Origin of the sequence: Yinghuangia soli, assembly GCF_021502675.1 — a bacterium.
Taxonomy (GTDB): domain Bacteria; phylum Actinomycetota; class Actinomycetes; order Streptomycetales; family Streptomycetaceae; genus Yinghuangia; species Yinghuangia soli.
Window position 1 is genome coordinate 142727 of sequence record NZ_JAKFHA010000017.1, and the last position, 12867, is coordinate 155593.

9 protein-coding genes and 1 pseudogene are annotated in these 12867 nt (G+C 73.1%); 3 read left to right on the forward strand and 7 right to left on the reverse strand.

All coding sequences use genetic code 11. The features are described 5' to 3' along the window. Positions 1 to 20: 20 nt before the first annotated feature. On the forward strand, positions 21 to 287 hold the full coding sequence (gene rpsT / locus LZ495_RS25945; protein WP_235055301.1) for a 30S ribosomal protein S20: 267 nt from the start codon (positions 21 to 23) through the stop codon (positions 285 to 287). 452 nt (positions 288 to 739) lie between these two features. Here rpsT and LZ495_RS25950 read toward each other — a convergent pair whose 3' ends face one another. Both LZ495_RS25950 and holA read right to left on the reverse strand, forming a co-directional pair. Beyond that, complete coding sequence (locus tag LZ495_RS25950; protein ID WP_235055302.1) at positions 740 to 1519, reverse strand: tRNA(His) guanylyltransferase Thg1 family protein; 780 nt, start codon at positions 1517 to 1519, stop codon at positions 740 to 742. Positions 1520 to 1624: 105 nt separating this feature from the next. Further along, the gene (gene holA, locus LZ495_RS25955; RefSeq protein ID WP_235055303.1) at positions 1625 to 2602 is read right to left on the reverse strand and encodes a DNA polymerase III subunit delta; all 978 of its coding nucleotides are present in this window, start codon (positions 2600 to 2602) and stop codon (positions 1625 to 1627) included. Positions 2603 to 3485: 883 nt separating this feature from the next. Between holA and LZ495_RS25965 the strand changes: the two genes are divergently transcribed. Then, positions 3486 to 3845 (forward strand): hypothetical protein, encoded by a 360-nt coding sequence (locus tag LZ495_RS25965; RefSeq protein ID WP_235055304.1) that lies wholly within the window; start codon positions 3486 to 3488, stop codon positions 3843 to 3845. Here LZ495_RS25965 and LZ495_RS45365 read toward each other — a convergent pair. Next, positions 3816 to 5231 (reverse strand): annotated as a pseudogene (locus LZ495_RS45365) (ComEC/Rec2 family competence protein); the annotation flags it as partial. The gene LZ495_RS25965 and the pseudogene LZ495_RS45365 sit on opposite strands and share 30 nt — an antisense overlap. 222 nt (positions 5232 to 5453) lie before the next feature. Here LZ495_RS45365 and LZ495_RS25975 point away from each other — a divergent pair. Continuing rightward, entirely contained in the window at positions 5454 to 5600 is a 147-nt protein-coding gene (locus LZ495_RS25975) for a hypothetical protein (protein ID WP_235055306.1), read from the forward strand. Positions 5601 to 6019: 419 nt separating this feature from the next. On the opposite strand, the gene LZ495_RS25980 is transcribed toward LZ495_RS25975, so the two are convergent. From LZ495_RS25980 to leuS, 4 genes are all read right to left on the reverse strand, one after another. After that, complete coding sequence (locus tag LZ495_RS25980) at positions 6020 to 7144, reverse strand: ComEA family DNA-binding protein (protein ID WP_235055307.1); 1125 nt, start codon at positions 7142 to 7144, stop codon at positions 6020 to 6022. Positions 7145 to 7641: 497 nt separating this feature from the next. Next, on the reverse strand, positions 7642 to 8487 hold the full coding sequence (locus LZ495_RS25985; protein WP_235055308.1) for a DegV family protein: 846 nt from the start codon (positions 8485 to 8487) through the stop codon (positions 7642 to 7644). 154 nt (positions 8488 to 8641) lie between these two features. Beyond that, positions 8642 to 9241 (reverse strand): hypothetical protein, encoded by a 600-nt coding sequence (locus LZ495_RS25990; protein WP_235055309.1) that lies wholly within the window; start codon positions 9239 to 9241, stop codon positions 8642 to 8644. Between the two features lie 621 nt (positions 9242 to 9862). Beyond that, positions 9863 to 12745, reverse strand: coding sequence for a leucine--tRNA ligase (gene leuS, locus LZ495_RS25995; protein ID WP_235055310.1), 2883 nt, complete (start codon positions 12743 to 12745; stop codon positions 9863 to 9865). Positions 12746 to 12867 lie beyond the last annotated feature (122 nt).

The window sequence follows — 12867 nt, forward strand, 5'->3', positions numbered from 1 at the left end:
AAAAGACGAGGCTCTTAACCGTGGCTAACATCAAGTCCCAGATCAAGCGGATCAAGACGAACGAGAAGGCCCGCCAGCGCAACAAGGCGGTCAAGTCGTCGCTCAAGACCGCGGTCCGCAAGGCGCGCGAGGCCGTCGAGGCCGGCGACGTCGCGAAGGCCACCGAGCTGAGCCGCGAGGCCGGCCGCAAGCTCGACAAGGCTGTGACCAAGGGCGTCATCCACAAGAACCAGGCCGCCAACAAGAAGTCGGCGCTGGCCAAGAAGGTCGCCTCGCTCCAGGGCTGAGCCGACCGGCCGGCGTCCCGCCGGTTCTGTGATGACGAAGGCGCCGCTCCCCACATGGGAGCGGCGCCTTCGCCGTGTCCGGGGACGGGCTTGGGCCGGGTCCAGGGGTCGGGCTGGGCTTGGGGGCGGGCCGAGGTCCCGTTCGGCGAGACGGCAGGGGGACAGTTGGCGGCATGACGCCGGCAACGGCACCACCTCACCGGCGCCACTCATGGCGTGAGGCCTCCACCTGGGCGGCACGGTCGTCGCGGCGGGAGCCGGTGACCTGGCCAGCGGGGCGGCGGGGTGCACGTCCGGGGCCTTGTTCGGGGGCCGAGAGGCGAGGGGGTGCGTGCCCGGATCGCGTCTGGGGCGCAGGCATGTCGCGCGGCCCCTGATGGCTTGCGGCTCGGCTCGGTTGTGAGGCGGATGCGATACGCGCACGCGCCGGGCGGCAGCGACTCGTTCGTGCCTTACCCCTCCGGCGAGGCGGGCTGCTGGGGGATCATCCCCGCCAGCCAACCGCTCGCTGCCGCGCTGAACTCGGGTGCGGCCTCGCTTTCCCACCAACTCCGTTCCGCATAGGCCGTGTTCGTCGCACCCGTACGCCGGTCGACCCACGTGGTCTCCCGCATGCCGCTCTGCCGCAGTGCGACGCGGCCGCGCTTGCAACCGTCGGGGTAGGCGTACCAGTCGACTCCTGCCTCGTCCAACAGCAGTCGGCGCATCCCGCTGACCGGTACGCCGTGCAACCGCCGCTGCGAGAACCGTGCTTGTGCCGCCATGGCCACGCTGTTGCGCACCGCGTCCCGCTGTCGCCACAGGAAGTAGTTCGCCGCCTCGACGGCGTCCGGCACGGTGAACACGCGCGCATCGAACAGCGCCCGTTTCCCGGGCCGCTGCGCGTTCATCTCCGCCGTGGCCACAGCCGCTGCCACCGATACCTGCTTGGCAACGACACCGCCGAACCACGGCTCCGTCCCCGCCGCAGCGAAGTCCGTGGCCAGCACGGACACTTCGTCCGACTGGGTGTAGGCGAACGCCGCCCCGCCGACCTCTGTGCACAAGGCCTCCGCCACCCGGTCCATGGCTGCCATGAACCCGTCGTCGAACGGCTTGTCCGCGCCCCGCATATACGTATGGAACGCGCGTCCGTCCACGCGGATGACTGTGTACGTACGCCTCGGCAACACCATGCGCGCCGCTGCTTCGTACCCCTTCATGCGGTCCCCGAGCCCCACGGAATCACCCATCCCGGCAGTCTCCCGCCCCGCTCCACGCGCCGCGAACCGAATTTTCGCGACGCCGCCGAGCCGCGGGTCCGCGAACGCTCATCGGTCACGCGCAGGGCCTGGGCGTCAGGTGTTGCGGACTGTGGCCACGGTGACGACGGCCTTCTCCAGGGCATAGGCGGGGTCCGTACCGCCGCCCTTGACGGCGGCGTCGGCTTCGGCGACGGCCTGGAGTGCGCGGACGATGCCGTCCGGGGTCCAGCCGCGGAGCTGCTGGCGGACGCGGTCGATCTTCCACGGGGGCATGCCGAGGTCGCGGGCCAGGTCCGCGGGGCGGGCACCGCGCGGGGCGCCGCCGAGGCGGGCGATGTGGCGTACCCCTTGCGCGAGCGCACTGGTCACCATCACCGGGGCGACCCCGACCGAAAGGGCCCAGCGCAGCTGCTCCAGTGCTTCCGCGGCGCGGCCTTCGACGGCCTTGTCCGCGACGTCGAAGCTCGATGCCTCCGCGCGGCCGGTGTAGTAGCGCGCGACGATCTCTTCGTCGATGACGCCTTCGGTGTCCGCGGCCAGCTGGCTGCACGCGGCGGCCAGCTCGCGCAGGTCGTTGCCGACCGCCTCGACCAGGGCGCGGGCAGCGTCCTCGGTGACGGACCGGCCCGCGGTGCGGAACTCGGTCTTCACCAGGGCGAGGCGCTCGGTGGCCTTGGAGACCTTCGGGCAGGCGACCTCGCGGACGCCTGCCTTGCGGGCGGCGTCGAGCAGGGCCTTGCCCTTCGGGCCGCCGAGGTGGGTGAGCACCAGCACCACGTCGTCGGGTGGGTCGCCCAGGTAGGACTTCACCTCGGTGACCAGGTCGGCGGCCAGGTCCTGGGCGCCGCGCACCACGATGACCTTGCGCTCGCCGAACAGCGACGGGCTGGCCAGCTCGGTCAGCATGCCGGGCTGCAGGGCGCCGGGGGCGAGGTCGCGGATGTCGGCGTCCGGGTCCGTCGCGCGCGCGGCGCGGGTGACCACGGAGACCGCGCGGTCGACGAGGAGTTCCTCCGGGCCGACCACGAGGGTCACCGGAGCGAGCGGGTCGTCTGCAACTTTCCTGGCCATCGTGGACAGCATGGCACGCTCCGGCGACAACCCGGGCACGGCCGCGGGCAACGGCCCGCAGCCGGTCCACCGGTCCGGCGACGGCGATCGCGCCGTCCCGGTCGGTACGCATGATGCGGGCACCTGCGGCGGTCAGCAGCGCGGTGGTGGCCGGCGCGGGGTGGCCGTACGGATTCCCGGTGCCCGCCGAGACGAGGGCCAGCCGGGGGCGGAGCGCGAGCAGGAGGGCCGGGTCCTGCCGAGCGGAGCCGTGATGCGGGACCTTGAGGACGTCGATGCGCAGTGGGAGTGCAGGTGGGGGTGGGAGCGGGGCTGGGGTTGCGAGGGGGTCGGTGCGCAGGTCCAGCGGAGCTGTGAGTGGGTGGCCATACCGCCCCGGCGCAGCCGCGAGGAAGTCATTGCGCAGCTCGGGTGCGGTGGTGACGGAGGCGGTTCGCGGCCCAGGTGGGGTGGGATGGGGGGAAGCGTGCATCCCTGGCGCGGCCACGAGAGAGTCATTGCGCGGCTTGGGTGCGGTGGTCGTGAGGGGCGCGGTTCGCGGCCCCGGTGGGGCAGCGAAGGGGTAGGCATGCAGCCCCGGCGCAGCCGCACGGAAGTCGTTGCGCGGCTTGGGTGCGGTGGTGGTGACAGGGGTGGTTCGTGGTCCCTGTGGCGCGGCGAGGGGGTCTGTCTGCAGCGCCGGTGGAGCTGCGAGCGGGCCGGTGCGCAGCCCTGGCAGGGCCGCGAGGGAGTCTGCCCGCACGGGGTCGGTGCGCGTGGAGTCGGCGCGCGTCGGTTCAGTGCGCATGGCCTCAGTGCCCAGGAGGTCGGTGCGCGTGGGGTCTGTCCGCACGGGGGCGGTGCGCGTGGGACTGATGCCAAGGAGGTCGGTGCGCAGCGCGCGTTGGGCCTCCGGCTCGATGTCGCCGGTGAGCAGGATGCGTACGCCGGACACCTCGGCCAGCAGGACCAGGCTGGCGTTGTTCGGCGCGGATCCGGACTGGCGGCGGGCTGCGGCGGGGTCGCGCGGGCCGACGACCTGCCAGTGCAACGTGCCGCCGAGAGCCCGGCGTTCGCCGATCTGGGCGACCGCCATCGGCACTCGGGCGGCGGCCGCCCAGCGGCGCACTCGCTGGACCTCGCCGGCGGGCTCGGCCAGCCCGGAGGTCTGGATCAGCCCCACCGCACGGCCGCGCAGCACGCCGGGCAGCCCCTCGACGTGATCGGCATGGAAATGGCTCAGCACGACCACGGACACACGTGAAATGCCCAGTTCGTGCAGGCACCGGTCCACGGCGTCGGGCTCCGGGCCGGCGTCCACGACGACGCCGGTGTCCCTGCCCGCGCGCAGCACGAACGCGTCGCCTTGGCCCACGTCGCAGGCCGCTGCCGTCCAGTCGGCGGGTGGCCATCCGGTGAGCGGCCGGACCACGGCGGCAGGCCGCAGAAGGGCCACCGCGAGGACGCCGACCAGGACCGTGGCGACGACCGGCCTGCGCAGCAGCACCCGGACGAGCGGCACGGCTGCCACCGTCGCCACCGCCAACGCCACTCCCCCGCCCCAACCACCGGGCCAGCCGACGGTCGCACCGGGGAACGCCGCCCCGGTGCGGGCCACCGCCGCGATCCAGGCCACCGGCCACCCCGCCACGTGCGCAAGCAGGCTTGCTCCGGCGAGCCACAGCGGGGCCAGGACAAGGACCAGGAAACCGAGCACCGTGGCGGGGGCGACCGCCACTTCGGCCAGCAGGTTGCACGGGACGGCCACCAGGCTGACCCGCTCGGTGAACGTCACCACGACCGGACCGCACACCGCCTGCGCGGCGCAGGGCAGCGCGACGACGATGGCGAGCTTCGCCGGGCAACCGCGCCGGACCAGCGCGTCCGCCCAATGCGGAGCCAGCAACAGCAGGGCCCCGGTGGCCAGAACGGACAGGATGAACCCGAAGCTCCGCGCCAGGCCAGGGTCGACGAGCACCAGGAACAGCGCGGCGGCCGCCAGTGCGGACGGCCCGTGCCGGCGGCGGCCGCCGAACAACGCGGCCAGCGTCACCAGCCCCATGAGCGCCGCCCGCAGCACGCTCGGCTCCGGCCGCGCGAGCACGACGAACCCCAGCACGACGCCGGCCCCGAGGACGGGCAGTGCGCGACCACGGGCTCCGGCGTACCGGAACGCCAGGAGGGCGGCGCCGAGCAGGATCGTCACGTTGGTACCGCTCACGGCCATGAGGTGGGTCAGCTCGGTGGCCCGGAAGTCCTCCACGAGTTCGGGCGGCACTGCGCTGGTGTCGCCGACGACGAGCCCTGGCAGCAGACCGCGTTCGGTCGACGGCAGTCCGGCGCAGGCGGCCCGCATCCTCGCCCGGAGATGGCCCGCCCAACGCTGGTACGCGGAAGGGCCGTCCAGGATCCGGGGCGCCGACTCGGCGATGAAGAGCGCCGCGTCGCTGCTGCCCGGCCGCGCGGGGACGAGCCGCCCAGTTGCTGCGATCCGGGTAGACGGCAGCAGGCGCAGCCACGGACCGGTGTCCGGGACGCCGGCGGCCAGCACGACGATCGGCGTGCGGACGCGCGTGGCCGAGTGAAGGGCGCCTGCGTCGACCGACTCGACACGGCCGGGCAGGCGTACCGAACCGGCCCCGCGGGTCATGCCCCGGACCTTGGGGGCGACCGGGACCGGGTCCCCGGTCACGGTGAAGTGCAGGGTGACGAACGCTTGTTGCGCGGCAAGTGAACGGACGGGACCGGACCGGGTGCTGCTCCCGGCGAGGGCTGCGGCTGCGCCTCCGGCGGCGCAGCAGAGAAGGGCTACGGCGGCGGTAGTACGGATGAGGGAACGGCGAAATGGAGGACGAGAGGCGGGGAGGCGTGGATGGTGGGGGCGTGGATCGGGCTGCGGACCGGTGGGGTGAAGAGCACGGGGGTGTGGAGCGTGGAGGAGTGGGCCTCCGGGGTGTGGGGTGCCTGGGTGTGGGGTGCCAGGGCGTGGGCCGCCGGGCTGCGTACTGCCGGGATGTGACCCGTCGCGGTGTGGAGCGCGGGGGTGTGGGCCGCCGGTTTGGGCGGGGGTGTGGGGGTTGCTGCTGGTGGGAGTGCCCTGCGTGTGACCGGCGTGCGTGGGGGTCCTGTGCGTACGGCTGTTGTGCGGGCTACTGACGTGTGTGCGCCTGCTGTATGTGCGATTGCGGCTGCGGCTGCATAAGGCCAGGGCTGCGGCGCCGAGGGTGCAGCCGCCGACGAACGTCCAGACGATGACGGGCTCGGTGGCCGGTGCCGCCCAGGCTGCGGCCCAGGCACCGAACGCCCCGGGAACGAGCCGCAGATCGACCGGAGGTGCGATCAGGACGGGGATGGGACCGCTGTGTGCGGCCGCGGGTGGGTTCGGCTGCCGACCTGCGGGCGCAGGGGCGGTGGCAGTGGTGGCGGGTACGGGGTCCGTCATACGCGGACCTTGGGGCGGAGGTCCTCGAAGCGGCGTTCGCCGATGCCGCGGATCTCGCGGAGCTGGTCGACGGAGGTGAACCGGCCGTGCCGGGTTCGCCATTCGAGGATGTTCGCGGCCATGACGGGGCCGATGCCCGGCAGGCCGTCGAGTTGTTCGGCCGTTGCGGCGTTCAGATCGAGCGGGGCACCGGCAGGAGCGTTGGGGTTGGCGGGGCGGGCTGCGCCGGCGGCAGCAGGTGCGGTGGCAGGCGGCGGGACGGCGGTCGCGCCGGGGACGCCGACGGGGATCTGCTCGCCGTCGGCGAGGGGGCGGGCGAGGTTGAGGACGGACAGGTCGGTGCCGGGCAGCGCTCCCCCGGCGGCCTTGAGGGCGTCGTCGACCCGGGCACCGGGCGGCAACGAGAAGAGTCCTGGATGGGCGACGCGGCCGACCACGTGGACGGCCAGGGGTGCGGGGGCGGGGGCGCCGGCGGCGCCGGGCGGGGCTGGGGAGTCGGGCAGGGCTGCGCCGGGGGCGGTGAGCGCGACGAGTGCGGCGGGCGACGTGGCGGTGACGGACGGGGAGGCGGCGGCGAGGGCGCTGGGCAGCGGAACCGGCTGCGGTCGGGACCGCCACCAGCCCACGCCGGCCAGCACGATCGCGAGGAGTGCGAGTACGGCGACTGCGGCTACGACGCGCATGTCCACGCCGAGCCGAAAAGCGCGGAGCGATAGGGGGATCCGGTCCGCGACCGCACCTGCGAGCCGGCTCGACGCGGGCAGTGGAAGGGGTTCGGGAGTGGGCGTGCGGGTGGGAGCAGGTGAGGGTGTGGGTGAGGGGGCGAGGCCGCGCGGCGGCGACGACGTGACGGAGTGAGGAGCGAACGCCCAGGGGTCGGGGGCAGGGGTGGCCTCGGTGTCGAGGACGGGGGCGGGCTCGGGCGGGCGCTCGTCGGGTGGTTCGTCCCGCCCGGCCGGGAGCGGATGGGTTGCGGTCGCGGAGCCGGGCGGCAAGAAGCCGCCGTGCTCGGTGGGGGAAGCGGCGTGCAGGGATCCGCGCACATCCGCGCGGGAGTGCGGGACGGCAGGGAACATCGCGGCGAGTCGGGCGGCGGTGTACGGGTTCGGTGCTTTCGACATGCTTCGACGTTAGGCGCCGAACTCCTCGCCCCGAGACCGCGATTCCCCAGCCTGTGGACAAGGCGCCCTGGGGAAACTCGACTGGACAGACCGCAGGGACAGCGTCTGCGGCGGAGTGGGGACGGGCCGAGGATCGAACCGCGGAACCGCGGAACCGCGGAACCGCCAAGCCGACGGGGTGGCGCAGGGTCTGGAAGTGCCGGTTCCGGTAGGGCGCGCGGGAGCAGGGCTGGGCCGGGTAGCAGTCGGCGGCAGCTCGCGCAGGGCGAGTCCGTTGGGCGCGCAGAGCGGGGCCGGGCAGTGCTGGGTGGGGCGGCTCGCGTGCGTCGGGGCTGTGCTCTGCGGGGCCGGGAAGGGGGCGCGGCGGTCAGGGTCCAGGTGATTCGGCGCATGCGGCGGCCGGAATCGGCTGACGTGCGGCGGCGGAGGGTCGTCGGGTGTGGGGGCGCGGGGCTGCGTCGTGGGGTGTGGTTGAAGCTGGGGCCGCTCCGCGCGTGCTACTTCGGGGAGACGACGACGGCCAGGAGGCCCGGGCCGGCGTGGGCGCCGATCACGGCGCCTACCTCGCTGGTGTGCAACTCGCCCAGCTGCGGAAGGCGTTCGCGGAGGCGTTCGGCCAGGGTCTCGGCGCGGTCGGGGCTGGCGAGGTGGTGGACGGCGACGTCCACGGGGGCTCCGCCCGCGGCTTCGAGGGCGATTTCCTCGAGGCGGCTGATGGCCTTCGCGGCGGTGCGGACCTTTTCGAGGGGGGCCACGCGGCCGTCGGAGACATGCAGGAGGGGCTTGACCGCGAGGGCGGTGCCCATCAGGGCCGCGGCGGCGCCGATACGGCCGCCGCGGCGGAGGTACTCGAGCGTGTCGACGTAGAAGAACCCGAAGGTGGCGCCGGCGCGCTTCTCCGCGGCGGCCGCGGCGTCCTCGGCGGTGGCGCCGTCGGCGACCGCCTCTGCCGCGGTGAGGACCGGGAAGCCCATGGCCATCGCAAGGGTGCGGGAGTCGACGACGCGGACCGGCACCGGGGCGTCGCGGGCGGCGAGGAGCGCGGCCTCGTACGTGCCGGAGAGTTCCGCGGAGAGGTGGATCGAGACGATCTCGCCCGCGCCGTCGTCGGCCAGGCGCCGGTACGTTTCGGCAAAGGTCTCGGGAGACGGCCGCGAGGTGGTCACGGTGCGCTTCTGGCGCAGCGCGTCGGCGACGCCCGCGGGGGTCGCCTCGATGCCTTCGTCGAGGGGGCGGCCGCGCAGCACGACCTTGAGCGGGACCACGACGATGCCGTGCCGCTCGACCACATCGTCGGGCAGATACGCCGTGGAATCGGTAACGATCGCGACTTCGGTCGTCATGGAGTCGAAGCTACCCGTCGGCGAAGGGACAAAGGATGGTGGAGCAACGGCCCGCCCGCCTGATGCCGGGGCACCGCCGGAGTAGTCGTGCGGGTCGTTCGGGTCGTCCTTTCGTCCCGGTCGCGCCAGGACGGCAGGGCGGCAGAGGGGTGCGTCAGGGCCCGAGGGCGTCCTTCGCGGCCTGGGTCGTCTCGCGCAGGGCCGCCGCCTCCATTTCGACCTCGCGGCCCAGGCGGTCCAACTCGTCGTGGGCGAGCACGCGCTCGCGGTCCTGCGCGGCCCAGCGCAGTGACCCGGCGGCATGCTGCACGCGTTCGGCGCGCTCGCGCAGCCCCGGGAGTTCGCGGTCGACGCGGGTGGCGTCGGGTTCGCGTTCGAGCATCCGCAGGTCGGTGTCCAGGCCGGCGGCGAAGCCTTCGAGGCGGGCGAGAAGTTGCCGCGCCTCGCCGAGCTGGCTGTCGCGCGTGTAGCCGGCGTCGAGCACCCGCCGGGTGTGTTCGAGCGACTTGCGGACCGAGACGCGGAGCCGGGCCGCCTCGCCCGCGTTGCCGGGCCGGGTGTACGCGCGGGCCCGTGAGGCGGCGTCGTCGACCAGGCCGCGGAGCCGCGGCGCATGGCGGTCGATCCTGCGCCGTACCGCGCGCCGGACCATCACCGCGACGATCAGCACCAGACCGACCACCGTCATCAGCGCGGCGACGCCTGCTCCGAGGAACAGCACGACGGCTTGCGCGCCGTCCGAGGCGAGTGACACGGCTGGTCTCCTCCCAGGTCGCCACCTGCGAATTCCTCAACAGTAGCGCCGCTGCGCCGCCGGACGTCCGCCGCCGACCAAATCATCCCGATACCGGGCGATCTTCACAGCCCGGAAACGACCGCGACATGGCCCGGAAACGGCACGCGCCTGCAGTACCCCGGAAGAGGGTCGGCATTCGGGGGACGGGCCGGGCATCCGGGGTCGGGCCGGTCCGAGACGTCGGGTCGGACCCGCTGCGGACCGGGATCCGGCCCCGAGGAACAGGTGCGGTTCCGAACGGGGACCTGGGGGCCGGCACTGCGCGAGGAGCAGGCCGCCCGACCAGTCCGGCGGACGGTCCCGGGGACGAGTCGAGGTGAAACCAGGGCAAGCCCGCTGCGCCCGCCGTGGGGCCCGCTCCAGGAGCAGGCCCCACGGGACGGAAAAGGTGCCGGTACGCCGGACCGGGCGGGTCAGGACCTGGCCGACCGGCCCGGCGAACCCACCCCGCACGGTCATGCCGGACAGGTCCGCCCCGTGGCCGACCGGCCCGTGGCCGACCGCCCGGCGGACCGTCCGACCGATCAGCTCCCGGTCGAACGAATCCGCGCCGCCGGTCGGCCCTCGGCCGCGCTCCCGTCAGCTCGGGACGATGTTGACCAGCTTCGGCGGCCGGACCACGACCATGCGCACGCCGGCGCCGCCCAGCGCCGCCTGTACCGCCGGGTCGGCCAGGGCCAGTTCGCGCAGGTCGTCCTCGCCGATCGCGGGCGGGACCTCCAGGCGGGCCTTGACCTTGCCCTTGATCTGCACGACGCAGGTGACCGTGTCGTCGACCAGGTAGGCCGGGTCGGCCTCCGGGAAGTCGTGGTGGGCCAGGGAGCCTTCGTGGCCCAGGCGGCCCCACAGTTCCTCGGCGATGTGCGGCACCAGCGGGGCCACCATCAGGACCAGCTTCTCGGCGATGTCCCGCGGGACCGCGTCCAGCTTGGTCAGGTGGTTGTTCAGCTCGATGGCCTTGGCGATCGCGGTGTTGAACCGCAGCCCGTCCATGTCCCGGCGCATGCCGTCGATCGCCTTGTGCAGGGCGCGCAGCGTGTCCTCGTCGGCGGCGGTGTCGGCGACGCGCACCGCACCGGTCTCCTCGTCGACGACGTTGCGCCACAGGCGCTGCAGGAAGCGGTACGAGCCGACGATCGCGCGGGTGTCCCAGGGGCGCGAGACCTCCAGCGGGCCCATGGACATCTCGTACAGGCGCAGGGTGTCGGCGCCGTACTCCTCGCACATCTGGTCGGGAGTCACCGAGTTCTTCAGCGACTTGCCCATCTTGCCGTACTCGCGGTTGACCTGTTCGACGCCGTGGAAGAACTTGCCGTCTTCCTCGGTGACCTCGTCGGCCTGCACGTAGACGCCGCGCTCGTCGGTGTACGCGTAGGCCTGGATGTAGCCCTGGTTGAACAGCTTGTGGAAGGGCTCGAACGAGGACACGTGGCCCAGGTCGAACAGCACCTTGTGCCAGAAGCGCGAGTACAGCAGGTGCAGCACCGCGTGCTCGACGCCGCCGACGTACAGGTCGACGCCGCCCGACGCGCCCTCGGTGCGCGGGCCCATCCAGTACTTCTCGTTCTCCGGGTCGACCAGGACGTCGTCGTTGGTCGGGTCCAGGTAGCGCAGCTCGTACCAGCAGGAACCGGCCCAGTTGGGCATGGTGTTGGTCTCGCGGCGGTACATGCGCGGGCCGTCGCCCAGGTCCAGCTCGACGGTGACCCAGTCCTCGCGGCGCGACAGCGGCGTCTCGGGCTGCGTGTCGGCGTCGTCCGGGTCGAAGGTGCGCGGCCGGTAGTCGTCGATCTCGGGCAGCTCGACGGGCAGCATCGACTCGGGCAGTTCGCGCGCGACGCCGTCCTCGTCGTAGACGATCGGGAAGGGCTCGCCCCAGTAGCGCTGGCGGCTGAACAGCCAGTCGCGCAGCTTGTAGGTGACGGTCGGCTCGCCGACACCCTCGGCGCCCAGGTGCTCGTCCATCTTGCGCTTGGCGTCCGGCACGGCCAGGCCGTCCAGGCTGAAGCCGCCCGCCGAGGAGTTGATGATCTTCGCGGTCTTGGAGTCGAACGCGTCGTCCCAGGTGTCCGGGTCGGTGGAGCGGCCGTCCTCGGGCTCCACGACGCAGATCATCGGCAGCCCGAACTTGCGGGCGAACTCGAAGTCGCGGTGGTCGTGCGCGGGCACCGCCATGATGGCGCCGGTGCCGTAGCCGGCCAGCACGTAGTCGGCGATGAAGACCGGGATGCGCGCGCCGCCGGCCGGGTTGACCGCGTACGCGCCGGTGAAGACGCCGGTCTTGTCCTTGCCCTCGGTCTGCCGCTCGACCTCGCTCTTGGACGCGGCCTGGGCCCGGTACGCCGCGACGGCCTCGGCCGGGGTGGCCGCACCGCCGGTCCACGCCTCGGGGGTGCCGGCCGGCCAGGCCGCGGGCACCACGGAGTCGACCAGGTCGTGCTCGGGCGCCAGCACCATGTAGGTGGCGCCGAACAGCGTGTCCTGACGGGTCGTGAAGACCCGCACGGCAGCGTCCTGGTGACCGTCGAACGCGAAGTCGATGTGGGCGCCCTCGGACCGGCCGATCCAGTTGCGCTGCATCAGCTTGATCGGCTCGGGCCAGTCCAGCTTGTCCAGGTCGTCCAGCAGCCGGTCGGAGTACGCGGTGATGCGCATCATCCACTGCTTCAGGCTGCGCTTGAAGACCGGGAAGTTGCCGCGCTCGCTGCGCCCGTCGGCGGTGACCTCTTCATTGGCCAGCACGGTGCCCAGGCCGGGGCACCAGTTGACCGGGGCCTCGGACAGGTACGCCAGGCGGTACTCGTCGACGACCTTGGCCTGCTCCGCGCGGCTCAGGTCGGCCCACACGCGGTCGCCGGGCACGCTGCGGGTGCCCTTCTCGAACTGCTCGACCAGTTCGGCGATCGGCCGGGCGCGGCCCTTGCCGCCGTCCGCGGTCTCGTCGTACCAGGAGTTGCGGATCTGCAGGAAGATCCACTGCGTCCAGCGGTAGTACGCCGGGTCGGTGGTGGCGATCGAGCGGCGCTTGTCGTGGCCCAGGCCCAGGCGGCGCAGCTGGCGCCGCATGTTGGCGATGTTCGCCTCGGTGGTGACCCGCGGGTGCGTGCCGGTCTGGACCGCGTACTGCTCGGCGGGCAGGCCGTAGGCGTCGTAGCCCAGGGTGTGCAGCACGTTGAAGCCGGTCATGCGCTTGAACCGGGAGAAGACGTCGGTGGCGATGAAGCCGAGCGGGTGGCCGACGTGCAGGCCCGCACCCGAGGGGTACGGGAACATGTCCATCACGAACATCTTCTCGCGGCCCGCGACCTTCTCGGGCTCGGCCATCGGACCGGCCGGGTTGGGGGCCTCGAAGGTGCCCTCCGCCTCCCAGCGGTCCTGCCACCGCAGCTCGATGTCGCCGGCCATCGCGGCCGTGTAGCGGTAGGGCTCGGTCGGCTCGGCGGCCTGCGTCGTCTCGGTCATCGTCCTCAGGGCTCCTGGGTGCACGCGTGTGCGCGTCGTTTTTGCGAAGTCTCGCCGGAAATACAAAAACCCCTCGCACAGGAGGGGTCGCCGCGCCGAGGTGGGCGACGAATCGGTCGCCC

Bases quoted from the DNA above. Each gene is read 5' to 3' on its own strand.
- LZ495_RS25950 (WP_235055302.1), bottom strand. From the start codon at position 1,519: ATGGGTGATTCCGTGGGGCTCGGGGACCGCATGAAGGGGTACGAAGCA.
- holA (WP_235055303.1), bottom strand. From the start codon at position 2,602: ATGGCCAGGAAAGTTGCAGACGACCCGCTCGCTCCGGTGACCCTCGTG.
- LZ495_RS25975 (WP_235055306.1), top strand. From the start codon at position 5,454: ATGGTGGGGGCGTGGATCGGGCTGCGGACCGGTGGGGTGAAGAGCACG.
- LZ495_RS25980 (WP_235055307.1), bottom strand. From the start codon at position 7,144: ATGTCGAAAGCACCGAACCCGTACACCGCCGCCCGACTCGCCGCGATG.
- LZ495_RS25985 (WP_235055308.1), bottom strand. From the start codon at position 8,487: ATGACGACCGAAGTCGCGATCGTTACCGATTCCACGGCGTATCTGCCC.
- leuS (WP_235055310.1), bottom strand. From the start codon at position 12,745: ATGACCGAGACGACGCAGGCCGCCGAGCCGACCGAGCCCTACCGCTAC.